At 51.9% G+C, this 18835-nt stretch carries 21 protein-coding genes and 1 tRNA gene; 11 read left to right on the top strand and 11 right to left on the bottom strand.

Annotated features, from left to right (window positions below):
• Positions 1-8: 8 nt before the first annotated feature.
• From ACMAY6_RS06375 to ACMAY6_RS06365, 3 genes are all read right to left on the bottom strand, one after another.
• Positions 9-296, bottom strand: coding sequence for an NfeD family protein (locus tag ACMAY6_RS06375; RefSeq protein ID WP_435215438.1), 288 nt, complete (start codon positions 294-296; stop codon positions 9-11).
• A gap of 1 nt (position 297) precedes the next feature.
• On the bottom strand, positions 298-1212 hold the full coding sequence (locus tag ACMAY6_RS06370; RefSeq protein WP_435215436.1) for an SPFH domain-containing protein: 915 nt from the start codon (positions 1210-1212) through the stop codon (positions 298-300).
• Positions 1213-1764: 552 nt separating this feature from the next.
• Positions 1765-1841, bottom strand: a tRNA-Arg gene (locus ACMAY6_RS06365).
• 288 nt (positions 1842-2129) lie between these two features.
• Between ACMAY6_RS06365 and ACMAY6_RS06360 the strand changes: the two genes are divergently transcribed.
• From ACMAY6_RS06360 to ACMAY6_RS06315, 10 genes are all read left to right on the top strand, one after another.
• On the top strand, positions 2130-2774 hold the full coding sequence (locus tag ACMAY6_RS06360) for a carboxymuconolactone decarboxylase family protein (RefSeq protein WP_435215434.1): 645 nt from the start codon (positions 2130-2132) through the stop codon (positions 2772-2774).
• A complete protein-coding gene (locus ACMAY6_RS06355) occupies positions 2774-3304 on the top strand; it encodes a VOC family protein (RefSeq protein ID WP_435215432.1) in 531 nt (176 codons plus the stop codon). Before ACMAY6_RS06360 ends, ACMAY6_RS06355 begins: the two co-directional genes overlap by 1 nt.
• 141 nt (positions 3305-3445) lie before the next feature.
• Positions 3446-4348 carry an alpha/beta hydrolase gene (locus tag ACMAY6_RS06350; RefSeq protein WP_435215430.1) on the top strand — a complete coding sequence of 301 codons (903 nt, stop codon included), beginning with the start codon at positions 3446-3448 and terminating at the stop codon, positions 4346-4348.
• A gap of 163 nt (positions 4349-4511) precedes the next feature.
• Positions 4512-5369, top strand: coding sequence for a glutathione-dependent disulfide-bond oxidoreductase (yghU, locus tag ACMAY6_RS06345; RefSeq protein ID WP_435215428.1), 858 nt, complete (start codon positions 4512-4514; stop codon positions 5367-5369).
• A 121-nt stretch (positions 5370-5490) separates the two neighbouring features.
• Positions 5491-5844, top strand: coding sequence for a hypothetical protein (locus ACMAY6_RS06340; RefSeq protein WP_435215426.1), 354 nt, complete (start codon positions 5491-5493; stop codon positions 5842-5844).
• A 7-nt stretch (positions 5845-5851) separates the two neighbouring features.
• Complete coding sequence (locus tag ACMAY6_RS06335; RefSeq protein WP_435215424.1) at positions 5852-7060, top strand: multidrug effflux MFS transporter; 1209 nt, start codon at positions 5852-5854, stop codon at positions 7058-7060.
• Positions 7061-7111: 51 nt separating this feature from the next.
• Positions 7112-8458 (top strand): pyridoxal phosphate-dependent decarboxylase family protein, encoded by a 1347-nt coding sequence (locus ACMAY6_RS06330; RefSeq protein WP_435215422.1) that lies wholly within the window; start codon positions 7112-7114, stop codon positions 8456-8458.
• Positions 8459-8460: 2 nt separating this feature from the next.
• Positions 8461-9321, top strand: a complete 861-nt coding sequence (locus tag ACMAY6_RS06325) for a WYL domain-containing protein (RefSeq protein ID WP_435215420.1) — start codon at positions 8461-8463, stop codon at positions 9319-9321.
• Between the two features lie 88 nt (positions 9322-9409).
• Positions 9410-9751, top strand: coding sequence for a hypothetical protein (locus ACMAY6_RS06320; RefSeq protein WP_435215418.1), 342 nt, complete (start codon positions 9410-9412; stop codon positions 9749-9751).
• A 70-nt stretch (positions 9752-9821) separates the two neighbouring features.
• Positions 9822-10520 carry a DUF429 domain-containing protein gene (locus ACMAY6_RS06315; RefSeq protein ID WP_435215416.1) on the top strand — a complete coding sequence of 233 codons (699 nt, stop codon included), beginning with the start codon at positions 9822-9824 and terminating at the stop codon, positions 10518-10520.
• Positions 10521-10659: 139 nt separating this feature from the next.
• Here the strand turns inward: ACMAY6_RS06315 and ACMAY6_RS06310 are convergent, their stop codons facing one another.
• The 8 genes from ACMAY6_RS06310 to ACMAY6_RS06275 form a co-directional block, all read right to left on the bottom strand.
• Positions 10660-11568, bottom strand: a complete 909-nt coding sequence (locus tag ACMAY6_RS06310; RefSeq protein WP_435215414.1) for a DUF808 domain-containing protein — start codon at positions 11566-11568, stop codon at positions 10660-10662.
• A 4-nt stretch (positions 11569-11572) separates the two neighbouring features.
• Positions 11573-13720 (bottom strand): polyphosphate kinase 1, encoded by a 2148-nt coding sequence (gene ppk1, locus ACMAY6_RS06305; RefSeq protein ID WP_435215413.1) that lies wholly within the window; start codon positions 13718-13720, stop codon positions 11573-11575.
• An 80-nt stretch (positions 13721-13800) separates the two neighbouring features.
• A complete protein-coding gene (locus ACMAY6_RS06300; protein ID WP_435215411.1) occupies positions 13801-14667 on the bottom strand; it encodes a universal stress protein in 867 nt (288 codons plus the stop codon).
• Between the two features lie 105 nt (positions 14668-14772).
• Positions 14773-15612: an alpha/beta fold hydrolase gene (locus tag ACMAY6_RS06295; RefSeq protein ID WP_435215409.1), complete on the bottom strand. Its 840-nt coding sequence runs from the start codon at positions 15610-15612 to the stop codon at positions 14773-14775.
• 132 nt (positions 15613-15744) lie between these two features.
• Positions 15745-16203, bottom strand: a complete 459-nt coding sequence (locus ACMAY6_RS06290) for a PspC domain-containing protein (protein WP_435215407.1) — start codon at positions 16201-16203, stop codon at positions 15745-15747.
• Positions 16203-16451 carry an envelope stress response membrane protein PspB gene (gene pspB, locus ACMAY6_RS06285; RefSeq protein WP_435215405.1) on the bottom strand — a complete coding sequence of 83 codons (249 nt, stop codon included), beginning with the start codon at positions 16449-16451 and terminating at the stop codon, positions 16203-16205. Before pspB ends, ACMAY6_RS06290 begins: the two co-directional genes overlap by 1 nt.
• A gap of 72 nt (positions 16452-16523) precedes the next feature.
• Positions 16524-17225, bottom strand: coding sequence for a phage shock protein PspA (pspA, locus tag ACMAY6_RS06280; RefSeq protein WP_435215404.1), 702 nt, complete (start codon positions 17223-17225; stop codon positions 16524-16526).
• A gap of 15 nt (positions 17226-17240) precedes the next feature.
• A complete protein-coding gene (locus ACMAY6_RS06275; protein ID WP_435215402.1) occupies positions 17241-17426 on the bottom strand; it encodes a hypothetical protein in 186 nt (61 codons plus the stop codon).
• Between the two features lie 229 nt (positions 17427-17655).
• Here ACMAY6_RS06275 and pspF point away from each other — a divergent pair, with 229 nt between their 5' ends.
• Complete coding sequence (gene pspF, locus ACMAY6_RS06270) at positions 17656-18717, top strand: phage shock protein operon transcriptional activator (RefSeq protein ID WP_435215400.1); 1062 nt, start codon at positions 17656-17658, stop codon at positions 18715-18717.
• Positions 18718-18835 lie beyond the last annotated feature (118 nt).

Below are 18835 nucleotides of genomic sequence, written 5' to 3'. Positions count from 1 at the left end.
AGTAACTGCTAGTATTTATTGATATCAGTATCGTCCTGCCCCGCCGCGGGTTTTTTGGTCCATCGGCGCAGTGGCACTAGAATCAACAAGCTAAAAACGGCGAAGAACGTCAGCAAAGCCTCCCAGCTGCCGGTAAAAGGCACCGGCAAGGCATCTTTTAGCAGCAACGAGCTTCCCGTAACCGCCGCACCAATGCCGAAGGATAAGAGAATAAAATCCAGCCCAAGCACCACGTCCAGCGCAACCAGTAAAAGTGCTGCAATAAACCAAACTTCATAGCTAAGTAGTAAATTCATCTCAGGCTCCATCCGGGCGTCGTAATACGTCTTGGAGGCCCGCTAATCCGCCCAGCGTCTTGGTAACATCAGAGGGGAGCACAATGGTCTTGGTATTTTCAGAAGATGCCATTTGCGCGATCGCATCGACTTGACGCTTTAAAATTTCGAAATCAACCGCGGGCTGTCCATTGTTTGCTATCGCCTCGGCAATCAATTTTGTTTGCTGGGCATCGGCTTCGGCTTTTTTGATCACCGCATAGGCATCGGCGTCGGCGGTCAGCTTTATGGCCTCGGCTTTTTTGGTCGCCTCATAAAGCTCGGCATCGGCTTCGAGTTCTACCCTAGAGCGTTCACCCTCTGCCTTGGCCACCGTCGCACGACGCTCCCGCTCTGCATTAAGCTGCTGACGCTGAGCCTGTTTGGTTGCTTCATCAACCCTCACGTCTGTGATCTCTGAACGGGTAATCTCGAGGCCCCAAACTTCTGATGCATCGCGCAGATTTTTGAGAATCTCGTCATTCATCTGCTGGCGGCTACTCTGAATATCATCGAGCTCTAATTTGCCCGCAGCGCTACGAATAATAGATTCAGCGGTCGTTCTTAGTGCCAGTGGCACGTCCCGAATTCGATAGACCGACTTTGCAGCATCAATGACCCGAAAGAAAACCGTGGTTTCCAAAACAATTTCAACGTTGTCCCGGGTAATAACCGATATGTCGAAGGCATCAAGCTGACGTTCTAAGACCACAACCTTGTGCTCAATGCGGTCTAGAAAGGGAATCAGCAGGTTGATTCCTGCAGATAGAGTTTCACGATACTTACCAAAACGTTCCACCACGTATTCATCTGACTGAGGCACAATGGCAACAGACTTAGCCGCCACTAAAATCGCAAAGGCAAAAAATGCCAAGGTTAAGATGATTCCAAGATCCATATGTTATCTCCTATATATTGTTGGCTTCCCGAGCATCCGAATCAGCAATCGCGAGTACCCCTTGTAAAGGCCTCGGTCTTGCCCGATCACGGGGCTTAGAAGCGACTCTGCGCCCTCTTACAACTGTGAGGAAAGCTCAGCCACTACCATGCGTTAGAGAGCCTTGAATCGAATCCATGGCCAAGGCCTCCGTAAGCACTAAGCAGCGATCTACATTATCAGGCTAAGCATGGGGTGCCAAACCAGAAGCGTATGTGCCTGCACTTTTGATGAAATTCTCGAATTATGGCTACGGCTCGCGGGAGCTTTTTACCACCTGAGTAGCAACGAAGAAGTACGTCGCGTGAACGCCTGTCGGCAACCCTAAAGTACACAGTGAAGAATTCAAATCGCTGTATACCCAGACATGGTTCAACACATAGGACATCGCGAGAAGCTCAAAAGGGGCTAATGCGAGAGCCCTGGAAGATTGGCGAGCTTTTGAGGTGGGCGGAAGCCTAGTTGCACCAATCTAGGACGAAACAATCGATCAAGCATGTGAAGTAAAGGAAATGGCCCGCCCGGAGAGATTCGAACTCCCGACACCCAGGTTCGAAGCCTGGTGCTCTATCCAGCTGAGCTACGGGCGGAGGCCTGCGATCATAGGGATGCATAGAATTCAGGTCAAGCTCGAAGGGAGGCACAATGGCGAATTCTCGGCGGAAAACAGCTCTGAGCCGATTTGAAGGGACAACCCCATCGTAGCAAGTTATATTTTAGTTGGGTTGAGCGTGGAGTTTTCTTTCCCCTCCTCCTACGGCGAATCTTCGCGACAGCGCAGGCGAGGCTAACGAACAATCCAATTGCAGTTGCGAGTGCCTAACTTTGAGGTCAGAGTAACCCTCACGCCTCACACAATAAGAACCGAGGGATTGATCATGCCCAGACTCCGACAAGTCGCGCGACCCGATGCAGACCCCATTGCCCGCCAAATGTATGATTTAATTTTCGGCGACCGCGATCCCGTGGCAACACCCGGCACTGCTACGGGAACCCCCGGCAACTGGTGGACGGTTTTTGCTCTGGTACCCCAATGTTTGAAGCATGCCCTGCAGGGCTTTCAATTCTATCGTGATCCCCAGCGCAAAATTGATCCGCAGCTGAGAGAGTTGGCACAAACACGGGCAGGCTATGCCAGAGGGTCACAATTTGTGTTCTCTCAGCACAGTAAATCTTGCCGCTCTGTGGACCTGTCGGAGGATAAAATTGCTGCACTTCCCCATTGGTCAAGCAGTGCTGTTTACTCGGATCTTGAGCGGTCGGTCCTTGCCTACACCGATGCCCTAGTCTTAGAAGGCGGCCGCGTTCCCGATGGCCTCTTTACCGAGCTCAAAAAAGCATTATCTGACGAAGCAATATTGGAGCTCACGTACATAACAACACTTTACGACATGCACGCCACCATCGCTCGGGCACTGCGCCTAGAATATGATGACGTGGACGAACGCATCACTGAAATCAATGCGCCCACGGAAGCGGCGAACCGCGACGTTATGGCCATGATCGATAAGGAGACGCACTAGTGGCTTACCATCACCTCGCCATGGCAGCGGCAGACATGGCTGCAATCCATGACTTCTACGAAACGGTTTTGGGATTTGAATTGGTAAAGGTAGAAGTCGGCCCTGTGCCCGATGGTGGCTGGGCAAAACATTTTTTTTATCGAATGGCCGGTGACGACTCTTCTTTTATTGCTTTTTGGGAGCTGCATGAGGTGCCGGGCTGTGAAAACCTAGAGACATCACTGTCAAGGGCCGCTGGTGTTCCCGACCAGATCAACCACATCGCCTTTAATGCCCCAGATTTGGACAGCCTTAATCAACGCAAAGAAGCGTGGCAGCGCGCTGGTTTGAATGTGCTGGAGGTGGACCATAACTGGTGCCACTCCATCTACACGAAAGACCCCAACGGCAATATGGTGGAGTTTTGTGTGACCACTGGCGCCTTTAGCGCTGATGATCGGGAATTGGCTTTAAAAGCGCTTACCAGCGATCAAATCAGCCACTCTGCACCTCCAGCAAGTATCGCGGTCCATCGCGCTACGGTTGAATAATTATCCTGTCAACTTTAATGCATCGACACGCCGCAACATGTCGATAAGGCCTCGCTCCAAGCGCCTTCAAGCGACGCACTTACGTCACCCTAGATGCGCAAGACTCGAGGCCTTTTACGTTTGGCCCCTTGAAAAGCCGTTATGCTTTCATACCTTCACTACTTGATGACGACGATGACCTACGCCCTCAAACAACTGTCTTTATATCTGCTGCTTCTCGGAGGTTTTGGCCTAGCGCTAAGCAGCCCATTGTCCCGGGCAGGGACGGTGGTGCACACCACCATTGATTCTCAAGCGCTGCAGGCGCCCTACCCCTTGACGGTATACATTCCCGACCAAGATCCGACACAGGAATCACCATACCCCGTCATTTATTTATTGCACGGCTCCTTTGGCTCAGAAAATGATTGGCTAGCCAATGGCAACCTCAAATCCACCGCCGACCGACTAATGGCCTCAGGTAAAATTCCACCTGCACTTATTGTCATGCCGGGGTCTCAAAGCTGGTGGCTCAATGGCCACAACGAGTCCGCTGAAAACGCATTTTTCGAAGATTTAATCCCTTATATCGAGGCCAGCTACCCAACAGCTCGAACTAGGGCGGGACGTTTCGTTGCAGGTCTATCGGCTGGGGGCTACGGCGCAACGCGATTTGCACTGAAGCACCCCGAGCTATTTGGCGCTGCGGCGGCTCTAAGTCCAGCCACTTATGTCCCGCTGCCGCCTAAGAACTCATCGGCCCATAGACATCCTGCGTTTTTAGACGCCGACGAGCGCTTTGATGAGCAGCTTTGGCAACGGAGTAATTACCCCGCCCTGTGGGACGATTACATCGCCAAAAACATTACCGTTCCTTTTTATATTAATAGCGGCGACCATGATGAATTTAATATTGCCCACCATGCCACCGCCCTGTTTACGAAGTTGCGCGACCTGCAGCCTGATGCAGCGGAGCTTCGTATCGTAGACGGTGCCCATGATTGGCAGGTCTGGGAGCAGACACTGCCCGAGGTACTGATATTTTTGCTCACCCAGCACCAGTGAGCTTGGTCTTCTGCAACAAGTCCGATGGCTGGGGCATTACCAACTTGGCCGTAAATGGCTAGGTTAAGGTTTGCGAGAAAATCAGAGTGGCAAATACAACACAATGTGCGCAGTATGCTGCCCACAAACTATGATTTCCAAGGCGCCCAAAAGGAGCTCTGCTGTGACCAATGAAACTGAATACGTACCCCCCGCAGTATGGACATGGGATGACGAATCTGGCGGCCGTTTCGCTAAAATCAATCGCCCCACAGCCGGCGCACAGTCTGAGAAGGACTTGCCTGTGGGAGAGCATCCTCAACAGCTTTATTCCCTCGGGACGCCCAATGGCGTCAAGATCACCATCATGCTCGAGGAGTTGCTCGAGTTGGGTGTAGCAGACGCTGAGTACGATGCATGGCTCATCAACATTCAAGAAGGCGCGCAATTTACATCCGGATTTGTCGGCGTCAATCCAAATTCAAAAATACCCGCCCTTCTTGATCGCAGTGGGGACAAACCCGTGAGAGTGTTTGAATCAGGAGCGATCTTGCTGCACCTCGCGGATAAGTTTGGGCATTACATGCCGAAGGACAGTGACTCCCGGGCCGAAGTTCTCAGCTGGCTGTTCTGGCTACAAGGTTCAGCTCCCTATCTAGGGGGCGGATTCGGACATTTTTATGCCTATGCACCCTACAAAATGGAGTACCCGATCAACCGGTTCAGCATGGAGATAAAAAGACATCTTGATCTTTTAAATCAGCGACTTGCAGAGCATACCTATCTAGCCGGTGAAGAGTATACCATCGCTGATATTGCCACTTGGCCATGGTACGGCGCCCTTGCGAAGGGGCTGCTTTATGAGGCCGGCCAGTTTCTTGACGTTGAGAGTTACGTTCACGTTCAACGTTGGGCCAATTTAATCAGCGAGCGCCCTGCAACAAAGCGCGGGAGGCTCGTGAATAAAGCCTGGGGGGGAGAAGATAAGCAGCTGCTGGAGCGTCATAGCAAAACCGACTTCGACACCATTAACTGGCGCTAAACCTTTCGTTTAATTCATCCGCGACCCGCAGGCTTTAGGGTGGTACACTCGCCGCCCGCTGCGCACTCATAAAAACAATAAATTGCAGATGCACTGACCGAGTTGAATGAGGGGGTTGAGCGTGTCAGATTTGAATAACGTGGCAAGCGCCACACTGTTTACTGATGAAAACAAAGATCTACTGGCAAAAATGCTGGAGAAGGCTCTCTTAGAACCTTTAGTGCCAATGGAGCCCGCCGCGGCGCAGAAGTACATGGAGCAGGTAGCGGTTCGGACAGCCAACGACAATCGAACCGACATTGAACTGTTTCAAATGGTGCAAATGAGTAGCAGCGAATCCACTTACGTCATGCGGTTCGCGCTCTTCCAAAATCATCAAGCGATAGGTTTAGACATTATGGATGCCGAGAACGGGCAGTTCTTCATTCCAGAGTCATGCCCCATTTGCCAGCTTTCCGAACCCACAATCAACTGATAATCATTTGAAGGACCGAATCACCTTCGCGACATTGGTCGCTCTGGTCGCCTACGCGGCCATCGCGACAGACCTGTATCTACCTGCGATTCCAGCGATAGTCGCCGAGTTCGGGGCCACCAGCTCCGATGGACAGCTCACCCTATCCACGTTTATGTTGGGCATCGCGGTTGGACAACTTATCTTTGGCCCCCTATCTGACTATTTCGGCCGTTTGCCCGTGGTCAGGATAGGTACCGTTCTTTTTTTGATCACTTCGCTTGCCTGCGCATTGGCCTCATCCATGGAATTCATGTGGCTAGCTCGCTTGGCTCAGGGGCTATCCGCTGCGAGTGGTCCAGTCATCGCCAGGGCCATTGTCAGAGACCGATACGAAGGCCCAAGGGCGGCTCAAATGATGGCTATCCTGTCGGGGGCCATGGCCGTGGTGCCCTTGATGGCTCCAACATTGGGCGCGTGGCTACTTATCTTGGTGAATTGGCGGGCTACTTACGTATCCCTAGCCCTTTTCGCCGCGCTTGTACTGCTAGGACTGCGCAGTTTCGAGGAATCGGCACCGCACATCCGGCAGGGGAAAATTGGAATCGTCCCCGTGCTACAACATTTCTCAACCTGCGTAAAAAATCGACGCTTTCTAGGCTATCAAATTTGCGGGACCGCGGCTTTTTCAGCCATTGTTGCCTACCTGTCGACAGTTTCATTTTTCATGGGGGATGTGTTTAACCTGCCCACTCAATACTTTGGCTATGCGTTTGCTGTCACCGTGGCAGGCTTTATGGTTGGTGCCCTGTTGTGCGCACGTGTTGTTGTTCGTCTGGGTATTAATCGGACCTTAGCTCTGGGCACCACGCTGTCACTCTTGGGAGCGTTGGGGCAGTCGTTGGGCGCGAACTTTTCCGACACGCCCATTATTTTGCTCGCGGGGTGTTCCTTTATCATGTTTTTGGGCGTTGGCTTCACCTCCGCAAACGCATCAATGGGGGCCCTGTCCTTGTTTCCCGACCATGCGGGCTCCGCCTCCGCAGTTTTTGGCTTCACACAGTCCTCTGTTGCGGCGCTGGTGGGCGTAATCGCCGGTCATTTTTACGACGGAACACTAGCCTCGGTCACAAGCATTATGTTTATTTGTGCGGCCATCGGCATGCTGGGCTTGCCGCTGGCACGGGCACAAATACCCGTAAGGGGTAGTAGCTGGATCCGATTAAGGGGCAGATAATAAGTGCCATCAGCAGGGCTATTTATAGGCTCCATTTTATAGGAGATTACTGTGCACGAAATCAATAAGGACATGGAAGTTCTCACCCAGGCCATCGTCCGCTACGCCGTCGACAGAGTGCGAATGGATCCACCAACCCTAGACATGGCTAGGCCCGAATCTGAGCTGCAAGCAATGGCTGGGCAAACGGTCACTGAAGAGGGTTTAGGCGGTTTAGAAGCCCTGCGGGTGTTTACCGATGTATTAGCGCCTGCGTGTTTGTCAGTGGACCACCCGAGGCTACTTGCCTTTGTACCCGCGGCCCCCACTGAAGCGGCCACCTTATTCGACCTGGTTGTTGGCGCCTCCAGCATCTTTGGCGGGACATGGCTGGAAGGATCTGGGGCGGTTTATGCTGAGAATCAGGCCTTGCGCTGGATTTCAGATCTCGCTGGCTTTCCTGCAGAGGCCGGTGGCGTGTTCGTCAGTGGCGGGACTGCAGGGAATCTTTCAGCGCTGACCGCTGCACGTCATGAATGGCGACGTAAAGACGCCAGCAAACGTGCCATGCGCGGCCTTATTGTGTCCTCTAAAGGTGCTCATGCCTCTATCGCCCAGGCGGCACACGTCATGGATGCGGACCTCGTTGAAACCGGTGGTCACCAACTCACCGGTAAAGACGTAGCGGAGACTATTAACAGCTTGAGCACTGAGGATCGTGGCCGACTTTTTGCTGTCGCTTGCACCGCGGGAACCACTAACCTAGGCATTATTGATGACATGACGTCTATCGCCGACGTTTGCGAGGCAGAGTCACTATGGATGCATGTGGACGGCGCCTATGGTGGCGCTGGTTTGGCAGCGCCCTCGGTTCGCGCGCAATATAACGGCATAGAGCGGGCCGACACTTTTATCGTTGACCCACACAAATGGCTATTTGCTCCCTTCGATTGCTGCGCCCTGATTTACCGAGACCCTGCAACTGCTCGCCGTGCCCATCGGCAGAAAGGCGATTACCTTGAGGTTTTATACGACGGGGAATGGAATCCTTCTGACTATGCCCACCATTTATCTCGGCGTGCGAGAGGGCTACCGCTGTGGTTCAGCTTGGCAACGCACGGGACCAGCGCTTACACAGATGCCGTAGAGCGGAGTCTTGATGTGACTAAAGCAACCGCCACGCTTATTGACGAGCACCCTAACCTCGAAATGGTTGTTCCGTCACAGCTCTCTATCTGTGTCTTTAGGCGCCCCGGGTGGATGCCTGAAGATTACAGCGCATGGAGCGACAAGCTGCTTCAGGATGGGCTTGGGTTCGTCACCCCAACCAAGCACGAAGGCGAAACAGTGCTGAGATTTTGTATTGTTAATCCCCGCACCGGCATCGATGACATCCGTATGATTTTAGATACCTTGTAAGCATGGAACAGGCCCTCCCCTATCGATGGGATCTTTTACTACGGTATCGGTTCATTGAATGTATTGCCCTGTGGGAGGGTCGGCTAACCACTCGTCACCTCGTGGAAACCTTTGGCATTGGGCGGCAGCAAGCCAGCAAGGACATCAATACCTACAACCGAAGCGTGGCACCCGACAACCTTCGCTACGACAAGTTTCTCAAAGGCTATGAACCCAACGCCCACTTCAAGCCCACCGTTACCCAGGGTCTCGCAGAAGAGTATCTCCAACTGCTCGCCAATCGCAGTGAACTGCACCGCACGTTTTCCTCTGTTGCCCTACCCCATGCAAATACTGAAGTTTTAGAGCCTCCAATTCGTCCCGTATCTCCGGAACTGCTGCGCCCTCTGCTACAAGCAGCTCGTGAACAGCAGCGCTTGGAAGTCGACTATGTATCACTCAATAACCCCAGCCGAGAAGGCCGCATCATTGCCCCCCATACCCTTGTTTGGACGGGGCTACGCTGGCACGTCAGGGGTTGGTGCGAACAAAATCAAGGGTTTCGTGACTTTGTCCTAAGCCGATTTAGAGGAATCCCAGAACTGCTGGGCGAAGCAACTCAACACAGTGATGATGATCACGACTGGCATAAAATGATCGAGCTAGTACTCAAGCCCGACCCTCGTCTCTCAGACGCCCAACAAGATGTGGTCGCGACAGATTTTGGAATGACTGATGGCTACTTAAACGTTCATGTCCGAGCCCGGTTGGCAAATTACTTGTTGCAGCTGCTGAATGTTCACACAGGGGACCCCTTAGCCGACCCCAAGGCCCAACAAGTGGTTATTGCTAATCGAACTGCTGTGGCAGCCTGGTTGTTCTAGCGCAGTAGCGCCCCTCCGACAGGATAGTGAAAGTGCGCTTTTTACAGAGTTTTGTGACGATCCTCACACTAACCAGCGGTTTAACTTTGTGCAGCAGCGACGATTCGTTAAATTGCAGGGTCATTGGAATCCAGAGTTAGCGTTTTACATGAACTCACCAGCAGCGCTTTCCACACACAGCGCAACCTCCGAACGTCGCGGAAGGCAGCCTGCCGTTCCAGACCAACTCGAGAGTTTACTGAGCTTTGAGCAATCGGTAACGCTCACTGCAAAAAGCCAGTTCGGGTGGACTCTAGCGTTCGTTCGTCGACCGCTCTTCCAAGATATTGAAGTGGTTATACAAAATCCCGAGCGCACCAAATACATGTCGGTTGAGCAGGACGGCTCCACGAAGCCCTTTTATAACGTCCGCGGTGGCGACTTCCGTTAAACTCCGGCATCATCATCAGCGGTAACTAATTAACGGCTCACTTCGGTGGGCCGTTTTTTTGGGGTGATGAATGAGAGTTTTGGGCATTGATGGTTGCCGAGGGGGCTGGATTGGCGTTTGGTACAGCCCGAGCGAGCTGGGCTGGCGTTTCAGCACCACACTCAGCGATCTACTCACGGTACCAGCCGCAACACATGCCTTTATCGATATGCCCATCGGACTGTCTGATAAAGGCCCTAGATTGTGTGACCGGGCAGCTCGCCAGATGCTGGGGCGTAAGTTCTCAAGCTCTGTGTTTCCAACACCAACTCGGCTCGCTCTCAAAGGCAAGGATTACCCTGAGGCTAATGCACTCAATCGCCAACAAAGCGGCAGCGGACTCAGCAAACAATCTTATTACTTGCTGCCAAAGATTCGTGAAGTTGACGGTTGGCTCCGGAAAACCTCCAGCTCCAGCGTGCTTTTACGCGAGGCCCACCCCGAAGTTGCGTTTAACGCGATAAATGGCGCCTCGCTGTGTCATAAAAAGAAAACAGCGGAAGGATTTCAAGAGCGTTTGGCGTTGCTGCGTCAACTTGATGACCGTGTTACGACACTGACTGAGAATATTTTAGCCGCAACGCGCCGCAAGGATGTCGCCGCGGACGACATATTAGACGCCTGTTGCTTAGCCCTTATGGTCCTGTGCGGGAAATTTCAAACGCTACCTGCAACACCAGAAAAAGACGGCAAAGGTCTCAATATGGAAATTTGCTTCTATGGGTCCTGAGGTAGTGCAAGCCGCTGCATGAATGCGCCTCTGCTCTGCTTTTATTGCTACGGCGTGTCCAAAAGTTTCAACCTCGCCCTCAAATCAGCGGCTTTTGCCTCCAGCAGATTGGAAGCGGTCAGCGCGGGACAACGAAACATCAGCCGCGCAGCGCAGCAAAACCCTCAAACACCTTAACCGTCAGAAAACCTGCACAGAGCCCCAATACCCCGCCACACAATGTCGGCAGCACAATCGCCGCTCCACCTAACTGAGCCGAAAACTGCTCGACACTATGGGCAACCGCTGGCATCGCATGCAATAGAATTCCGCCCCCTACTAAGAACATGGCAACGGTACCCACCACAGAAAGCCCTTTCATAAGTCGTGGTGCAAACCACAGCAATGCCCCTCCCACTCGGCGCAAAGCTCGATGCCAATAACTTGGCCCCTCTCGCTGGGTTAGCAAAAGCCCTAAGTCATCAATCTTGACGATACACGCCACCAAGCCATAGACCCCAATAGTCATTAACGTTGCAATACCCGCTAGGACTATAAGCTGCGTGAGCTGCTCCTGGCCCTCTACCACCCCCAAGGTCAGCACGATAATTTCAGCCGATAAAATAAAGTCTGTGCGCACAGCACCCCGAATTTTATCGCGCTCCAACTGCGCCAGATCGCAGTCAGGATCGGCCAGGTGTTGCATCACCTCTGCGGCCTCTTCCTCCGAGTGTGCTGAAACACCATGAAGCAATTTCTCCGCGCCCTCGAAACATAAATACAGGCCGCCACACACCAGCAGTGGTGTGATGAGCGCCGGCGCAAATGCAGAGATCACCAACGCCGCCGGAACCAAAATAAGCTTGTTGATAAAGGAGCCTTTTGCGACGGCCCAGACAACCGGCAACTCACGGTCGGGTCTGACACCCAGTACGCGCTCAGCGTTTACCGCCAAATCATCACCGAGAACACCCGCGGTTTTTTTTGCGGCTATCTTCGACATCAGAGCGACATCATCAAGTACAGCAGCGATATCGTCGACCAACGCTAATAAACTACCAAAAGCCATAAACCTAACCTCTCCTGCGGCGCATTGATGGTTGCCTCATTTTTGACTTCGGATAGCGAGGAAGCTTACCCGTGGACAAGTACCGGTAGATTGTTTCCTGAGATTGAAGGTTAGCCATATGCTTTGCTGAGGACAGCAATACGTTGTCTTGATGGGTATTGAGCCTTCGGGCTTTAACATTGTCATGCCATTGTTGATCAAGGATATCTTGGAGCATTTTTTGCGCATTAACATCAAGCAGGGGGCACAAAACCTCTACTCTAAAGTCGATATTACGGGTCATTAAATCGGCGGAACCAAAATAATAAGCAGGATGGCCTCGGTTATGAAATACATACACTCTGGCATGCTCAAGATACCGATCCACGATACTGATCGCTTCAATATTTTCTGACAGGCCCTCGACACCTGGCAACAGCGAGCACATCCCTCGGATGATTAATCGAATTTCAACACCGGCCTGACTTGCCTCGTAGAGCTTATTAGACAATTGCTGGTCAACCAGATTGTTGCACTTCAGAATCATCGCCGCGCGATAACCCCCTTTCGCGTGCTGAATTTCCCTGTCGATCATGGCCATGAGACCGGAACGGGAGCTATGTGGAGACACCAGCAGCTGTTCATAATCGGGGCGTCGGTAGTTAAATTTAAGAAAATCGAAAACCTTCGCTACATCACGCCCAATGGTTTGATCGAAGGTTAGGAGTGAAAAATCGGTATACAGACGCGCAGATTTTTCATTGAAGTTACCGGTTCCAATATGACTGTAATAGCGCACTTTTTGTGACTCTCGGCGCTCAATCAAAAATAGTTTGCTGTGGACCTTTAAACCGGGAATCCCAAAAATAACCTCAATGCCCGTATCGGTCAGGCGCTGTGCCCAAGCAATATTGGCCTGCTCATCGAACCGCGCGGCCAGCTCTACGACAACCTGAACTGCTTTGCCGTTATCGTTAGCATTGATCAGGGCATCTACAACCCGCGAATTTTCGGCAACACGATACAAACAAATTCGAATCTTAATGACATCGGGGTCCAGTGCTGCGGTCTTCAGTACGTCAATGATGTAATCAAAAGCGTGGTAGGGATAATACAGAAACACATCCTGCTCTCGGATCGCCGCAAAAATACTGCCATCACCCTCTAATCGCGCAATCGGTATCGTGGGACGCGGTTTAAACTCGAGATATTTAGAACCCGGGTTAGGAAACCCCATAAAATCTTTTGAATTATGGTATCGAGCCCCCGGGATCATGCTGTCATATTTGCCAAAGCCAAACCGCTTTCGCAGGTAATCCAGCATCCGCCTTGGCATCTTTTCATCAAATACAAAGCGCACGGCGTCTGCCCTGCGACGTTGTTTAAGGCCCGACGCCATTTTCGCTATCAAGCTCTCATTAATACTGGAGTCAATCTCAAGCTCAGCGTCCCTGGAAAACTTAAAACAGTAGGCAGAGACAGATTCAATCTCAAAGACACCACGAAACACCTGAGGTAAGCACGCTCTAATAATGTTATCGAGCACAATGAACACCCTACCCTTGCTGCCCTTGCCGTGCTTACGGCCAGGAACCTCAATAAAACGTCCCAATTTCTTAGTAGGAACCTCAAGCAGTGCATATTGGGGCCCTGACGTCGTCTCAATATCGACGGCCAGATAAAGCGACTCATCAGTCAGATGTGGGATAGGCTGATCATCTCTCAGTAAGATGGGTTCAAGTTCTGGCTTTACTTTGCTGTGGAAGAACGCTTCCACAAACGCCAGCTGGCCTTCCTGCAATTGAGTTTCATTGATGAGATAGACGCCCTTCCGGGTGAGTTCTCTCAGCAACTTTACATAAATAGCTTCAAATTCTTGCTGCAATGTCAGCACACGGTATTGAATCGCCGCCAGTAACTTTTCAGCGCGCTGTCGGCTTTTACCATTAGACATAGAAATTAAGCGCCGGACCTCCGCAACCCGCACTCTGAAAAATTCGTCTAGATTATTGGAGAAAATCCCGAGGTAGCGCACTCGCTGAATTAAGGGCACGTCTTTATCTTGGGCTTCCTGCAAAACACGGGCGTTAAAACTGAGCCAGCTCAACTCTCTGGGGTAGGTATCTGGCTCACCAAGGTCAGCCAAGAGATCTTCAATGGGTGTCTGACTCATAAGGTATTGGCGCCACCCTTGATTAGGAAGTCATAGGCACAACTCAACAAATGCGATCATTAGTGCCCGGCAGCACCGATTCAAGGCTTCAGCGTTAAGGTATCGGTTTTCAAGAGCTGCAGCGCTTCTTCAGCGGTATTACCCAGTAGCTGCGCTCGCACACCGCGACGACCCACCGTACCCATTACGACCAGCTGCGCCTTTGACTCGGCGGCTTCGGACACGATTGTCTTTGCTACGGGCCCGCGCTTGAGCTTGAACTTGGATACTGGCAAACCGGTTTTTTTTGCCAGCGCCGCCAAGGCGGGCTGCAACTCTTTCATTCGTTCGTTCGCGTAGGTTCGAGCGTCAATCAGATCAAAGTCCACTAGTAAAGTCGGCACGTCGATGACACACAATACCGACAAATCGACTTGCAACATCTCCGCATAATGACGAGCCGTCGTAATAACGTCTGCGTTTAAAGACTGCTTGGCTTTGGCCGTGGCTTCAAGATCTACCGTCGCCATAATGGCGCTACCCTTTTTCCACTTCTGTCGGCTGACCAGTAAAACAGGCGCCTTACACTCACGCAGCAAATGCCAGTCGGTAGAGGTGTAGCCCATCGATTCAGAAGGGTGACGCCCCTTAATCACGGCAGCGTAGTCCCCCGCAGCTCGCTTAATAATCCAAGGATGAACATTTTCGGACCAGATGACGCTAACCTTTGCTCGGTGCTCAGGCCCGACAAGCCGCTCGAGCTGCGCATCGACTGCCTGACGTCGCTGATTGAGCAGCCGCTGTTTGACGTCAGCTATGCCGCTTTTATCAAGCTTTAAGCGCTTGAGGTTGGCATATGCGAAAGCCACTACCTCAACCTGCAAATCCATAAGCTCGGCGAGCTGCAAGCCTCTGGAGGTTGCCGCACACTTGTCTTCGAGGCCAGCAACAATCAATATTTTACTCATGAGTATTCCTCATCTCACAACGGCTACATTATAGCGTCCAACCAGTATAGGCAGGTCTGCTGGCTGTGCACAAAACTTTAAGCGCCCAATACTGATGAGATGCTGTCAGAGATTGCCGCATTCTTGTCGAATGAACTCTGCCACATAATCAGCACACACCTGTGGGTTTTCCAGAGGAACCAAGTGCCCTCCGTCGACCTCATGAACTCCACGGCTATCTTTCATTTGGTTCCAGATATCCAAGCTGTCCGCGCCAAAAACGTCACTATCGCGACCTACGATGGCCAAAGCCGGCAAATTCAAGCGACGCAAGCGGCGGTACATCATGGGCGCCGAGCGATAAACGCAAGCCTCCCAAGCACCCGACCAACGCAATTCCACGTCCCCGCTTATTCGCTCTGCATGTCCGGCATGTACGTAGTCAGCGAGCACTTCATCCGAGATTCGACGGAAGGGCCGCTTGCCCCGGTAAAACTCTTGGGCCGCCTGAAAACTGGCGAAGTTGTGCGGGCGCCTAAGCGCACTTTTTATCATGGGCAATTCCTTACCCACAACACGCAGGAGCTGCCCTACAACCCAATATTTAAATGGCAAGAGCACGGGGTCCAAAGCCACAATTCCGCGGAACAGGTGTGGCGCACGCGATGCTGTGAGCATGCCAAGGGTTGCTCCCATGGAGTGCCCCAAAAGAAACACCGGCTCATGGACTTCGCGTTCGAGTGTTGCCAACAAATCTGAGGCGTATACCTCCCAGTCCAGCGAGCGCGGTGCAGCCCCCTCTGCCCACAAGGGACGATGCTCCACCGTTAGAATCCGAAAATGCGCCAGTAAAGGCGTCAGGAGTTGACGATAACTTTCGGGAGGATACCCATTGGCATGGGCGAATACGATCAAAGGACGAGCATCACCCGTACTTGCGGCAGATAATTCGGTGAAGGTTTGCATACAACGAGGATGAGATCTCTTGAATAACGTGGAACATACGCACTCAGAACGACAGTAGGTTCACAACTATTCAGCTACCCGCCTGTCAAAAAATCAGCGCCCGAGGAATCTCGAGCGCACTGCCTCCTTTCCTTACAGCTTGGAAAACTCGCGATTCAAGTCATAGCGCCTAGACGTGACGTAACGCTCCATAGATTGAACCCGTCCCAGCGCCTCATCAAGCCGTTGTTGCGCCTTACGAACGCGATCTGTCGGCGAATCAGGGTAATGAAATACCGTTTTTTTACGATAGGTATGACGGTCTTCGTCGTACTCCATTTCCACTTCGACATCACTGGCACCACTCTCCCAGCGCGTTGGCCGCGGCGACAAAACTATCCAGGCGACGATGTAGCCCCAAAAAGCCAAAGACCCGGTGAACAACAGCAACGCGATCGCTGCGAGGCGGACCATCCATGTTGCCACGCCCCAGTGGTCTGCCAATCCCGCACAGACGCCACCAATGAGTCCCTCAGACGCATTGCGATACAGATCCATACCCCAACCACGTTTTCGGCGTCTTCCAAAACTGTCTCGCTTATCCCTGCGCATTATTGACTCCTAGATTTTTCAGATTCGCGCCAATTGGGGTGATCCGCATCGAGGATCGACTCCAGTGACACTATTCGCTGACTCAACTTATCGACCGTCGCCAACATTTCATCGAGCGACTGTCGATCATCTTCACTCAGGCTACGACTAGATCTGTTCAAACTTCGGTAGTGCATTGTTATCCAGATGGGCGCTACAACCACCATAAAAAGCACCATCGGTACAAACATCAATTCAAAAACATTCATGCGGTGGCTCCCTGCCCTATTGCATTAAGTCGTCAGTGTAATCACCCAGCTCCGGGCTTTCATCCCCAACGTTTAAGAAGCACTGCCATCGGCACTTTCAGCGTTGTTAGGGGTGCTGCCCTGCATAGAGCGTTTGAGTGCTTCAAGCTCCTCGTTGAGGGCGTCGTCGTCACGCAAAGCGTCGATTTCTGCCGCCAGGCCACCCTCACGCCCTAAATCCATGGCATCAAGCTCCCCTTCTAGGTTGTCCATCCTGCGCTCGAACTTGTCAAACTTGCTAAAGGCTTCGTCTAGCTCACTGCGGTGGATCTGTCGCTTCACGGCCATTCGTGAATGCACCGTTTGCGAGCGCATCACTATTGCCTTTTGCTTAGCTTTAGCATCCGATAGCTTTTGCTGCAGCTGACTAACCTCATTGTTGAGCTGTTCGATATGCTCATCAGCCGACTGCAGCTCTGCACCGCTAGCCTCCAGCTCTTCCTCAATCGCACGCTTTTCTTGCAGCGCTGCTCTGGCGAGATCTTCTCGCCCTTTGCTGATCGCCAACTTGGCTTTTTCTTCCCAATCGCTGACCTCTTGCGTAACCCGTAAGAGTTTCCGCTCAGCAGTTTTACGATCGGCCAGTACTCGTGCAGACGAGCTGCGCACTTCAACCAAGGTGTCCTCCATTTCCTGAATAATCAGTCGAATCATCTTCTCTGGATCTTCTGCGCTGTCTAACAGCGCATTGATGTTGGAGTTAACGATGTCTGACATACGTGAAAAAATACCCATGATGGTTCTCCCGTTTTAACTTTCGGCGCCAGAGTGGTCGGTGCCTTCAATGACCCGCCCAAACCAGTAGGCCAACTCAACACCACAAACAATGAGTGCGAGGGTTAATGCAGCAGCAAAACCACCCACCAAAGCACCCACTGCACTGCAGATGAGAATGATTACTGTGTATACCGCGAAGCGTTCGTCGATAGCGTCCATGTTTTCCTATCCTTAATACCTTGGTAGTTAGGGCATCCCGCCCTTCGAGGAACCGGCCACTCCGGCGCCTTCACCCTGTAGTTAGCGATCTATGTGCCAAAAATAATTTATTGTTTAAAAACAATCATTTAAATATTTCAAAGCGCCGCGAAAGCGGTTTAATCCGCAATTAAGGTTAAAGTTACCTTTAATAAAGGTTTTTTACACCGTTATACGGTATATTTTACCCATGGATAAAATTCAACAAAACATGATCGGCCAGTCCAGCGCACTGATGGCGGCTTTAGACCACCTATCATCCCTGGCAACGATTGACCGGCCCGTTTTAATTCTCGGTGAGAGGGGCACAGGTAAAGAGCTCGCCGCTGAACGCTTACACTTTTTATCACCGAGATGGTCGGGCGTCTTTGTCAAAATTAATTGCGGCGCCATTGCAGAGACGCTGCTCGAAAGCGAGCTCTTTGGACACGAGGCCGGGGCATTCACCGGCGCCACCAAGCAGCATATAGGTCGTTTTGAACGGGCGGATAAGGGCACCCTATTTCTCGACGAACTCGGGACTATGTCACTTCGTTTGCAAGAAAAGTTATTGCGACTCATCGAATATGGTGAATTCGAGCGCGTGGGAGGCAGCAAAACGCTGCAGGTAGATGTGCGAATCATAGCGGCTACCAATGCCGACTTACCGAGGCTGGCCGATGCGGGGGAGTTTCGATGGGACTTATTGGATCGAATGACTTTCGATGTTGTACGCCTGCCACCGCTACGCGAACGACAGGACGATATCGCTGAGCTCGCTCAGCACTTCGGCATAAAAATGGTCGCTGAGCTCGGGTGGCCACTTTTTCAGGGCTTTAGCGAAACGGCTTTAAAAACCCTAATGACACATAGCTGGCCAGGGAATATAAGAGAGCTCAAAAACGTCGTAGAGCGTTCTGTATACCGCTGGGGGGATCAAGAAACTCCTGTTCAGTCTGTCGTCATCAACCCTTTTCATACCTTCAACCAAAATGACCCGTCAGCAACACACAATCTACAAGATGAGCACAGCACTCCTGCAAACACTGAAATGTCAGAAGTGGCGGAAGTGGCCAGACCTAAGGATCGCGTTTGGCCAGCTGATTTGCGGCAGCAACTGCATGACATTGAATATGACTGGCTGGTCAGTGCTTTGAAGGAAGCCAACCAGAGCCAAAAAATCGCCGCCCAATTATTGAGTTTGAGTTACGACCAAATGCGCAGCCTAATGCGCAAACATAAGCTGAGGACACGATCGGTCAGGAGCTCCTAAATAACTCCGAAGCCTGGACTCAAACACTCGATTCCAACTGAAGAATCAGCTCCCTAAGGGTTGCCGCAGGACTCAACATGGGCCTGTTACTTTACGACTACCTACAAAATCAGGACTG

Origin of the sequence: Luminiphilus sp. nBUS_16 (genome assembly GCF_051201645.1) — a bacterium.
In the GTDB taxonomy this organism is placed as follows: domain Bacteria; phylum Pseudomonadota; class Gammaproteobacteria; order Pseudomonadales; family Halieaceae; genus Luminiphilus.
This window is presented reverse-complemented; position numbering and strand designations above follow the sequence as displayed.

What these genes read in the sequence shown, in the direction of transcription:
- ACMAY6_RS06375 (WP_435215438.1), bottom strand. Translation starts at nt 296, where the DNA reads ATGAATTTACTACTTAGCTATGAAGTTTGGTTTATTGCAGCACTTTTA.
- ACMAY6_RS06370 (WP_435215436.1), bottom strand. Translation starts at nt 1,212, where the DNA reads ATGGATCTTGGAATCATCTTAACCTTGGCATTTTTTGCCTTTGCGATT.
- ACMAY6_RS06360 (WP_435215434.1), top strand. Translation starts at nt 2,130, where the DNA reads ATGCCCAGACTCCGACAAGTCGCGCGACCCGATGCAGACCCCATTGCC.
- ACMAY6_RS06350 (WP_435215430.1), top strand. Translation starts at nt 3,446, where the DNA reads ATGCTTTCATACCTTCACTACTTGATGACGACGATGACCTACGCCCTC.
- ACMAY6_RS06325 (WP_435215420.1), top strand. Translation starts at nt 8,461, where the DNA reads ATGGAACAGGCCCTCCCCTATCGATGGGATCTTTTACTACGGTATCGG.
- ACMAY6_RS06315 (WP_435215416.1), top strand. Translation starts at nt 9,822, where the DNA reads ATGAGAGTTTTGGGCATTGATGGTTGCCGAGGGGGCTGGATTGGCGTT.
- ACMAY6_RS06310 (WP_435215414.1), bottom strand. Translation starts at nt 11,568, where the DNA reads ATGGCTTTTGGTAGTTTATTAGCGTTGGTCGACGATATCGCTGCTGTA.
- ppk1 (WP_435215413.1), bottom strand. Translation starts at nt 13,720, where the DNA reads ATGAGTCAGACACCCATTGAAGATCTCTTGGCTGACCTTGGTGAGCCA.
- ACMAY6_RS06300 (WP_435215411.1), bottom strand. Translation starts at nt 14,667, where the DNA reads ATGAGTAAAATATTGATTGTTGCTGGCCTCGAAGACAAGTGTGCGGCA.
- ACMAY6_RS06295 (WP_435215409.1), bottom strand. Translation starts at nt 15,612, where the DNA reads ATGCAAACCTTCACCGAATTATCTGCCGCAAGTACGGGTGATGCTCGT.
- ACMAY6_RS06290 (WP_435215407.1), bottom strand. Translation starts at nt 16,203, where the DNA reads ATGCGCAGGGATAAGCGAGACAGTTTTGGAAGACGCCGAAAACGTGGT.
- pspB (WP_435215405.1), bottom strand. Translation starts at nt 16,451, where the DNA reads ATGAATGTTTTTGAATTGATGTTTGTACCGATGGTGCTTTTTATGGTG.
- pspA (WP_435215404.1), bottom strand. Translation starts at nt 17,225, where the DNA reads ATGGGTATTTTTTCACGTATGTCAGACATCGTTAACTCCAACATCAAT.
- ACMAY6_RS06275 (WP_435215402.1), bottom strand. Translation starts at nt 17,426, where the DNA reads ATGGACGCTATCGACGAACGCTTCGCGGTATACACAGTAATCATTCTC.
- pspF (WP_435215400.1), top strand. Translation starts at nt 17,656, where the DNA reads ATGGATAAAATTCAACAAAACATGATCGGCCAGTCCAGCGCACTGATG.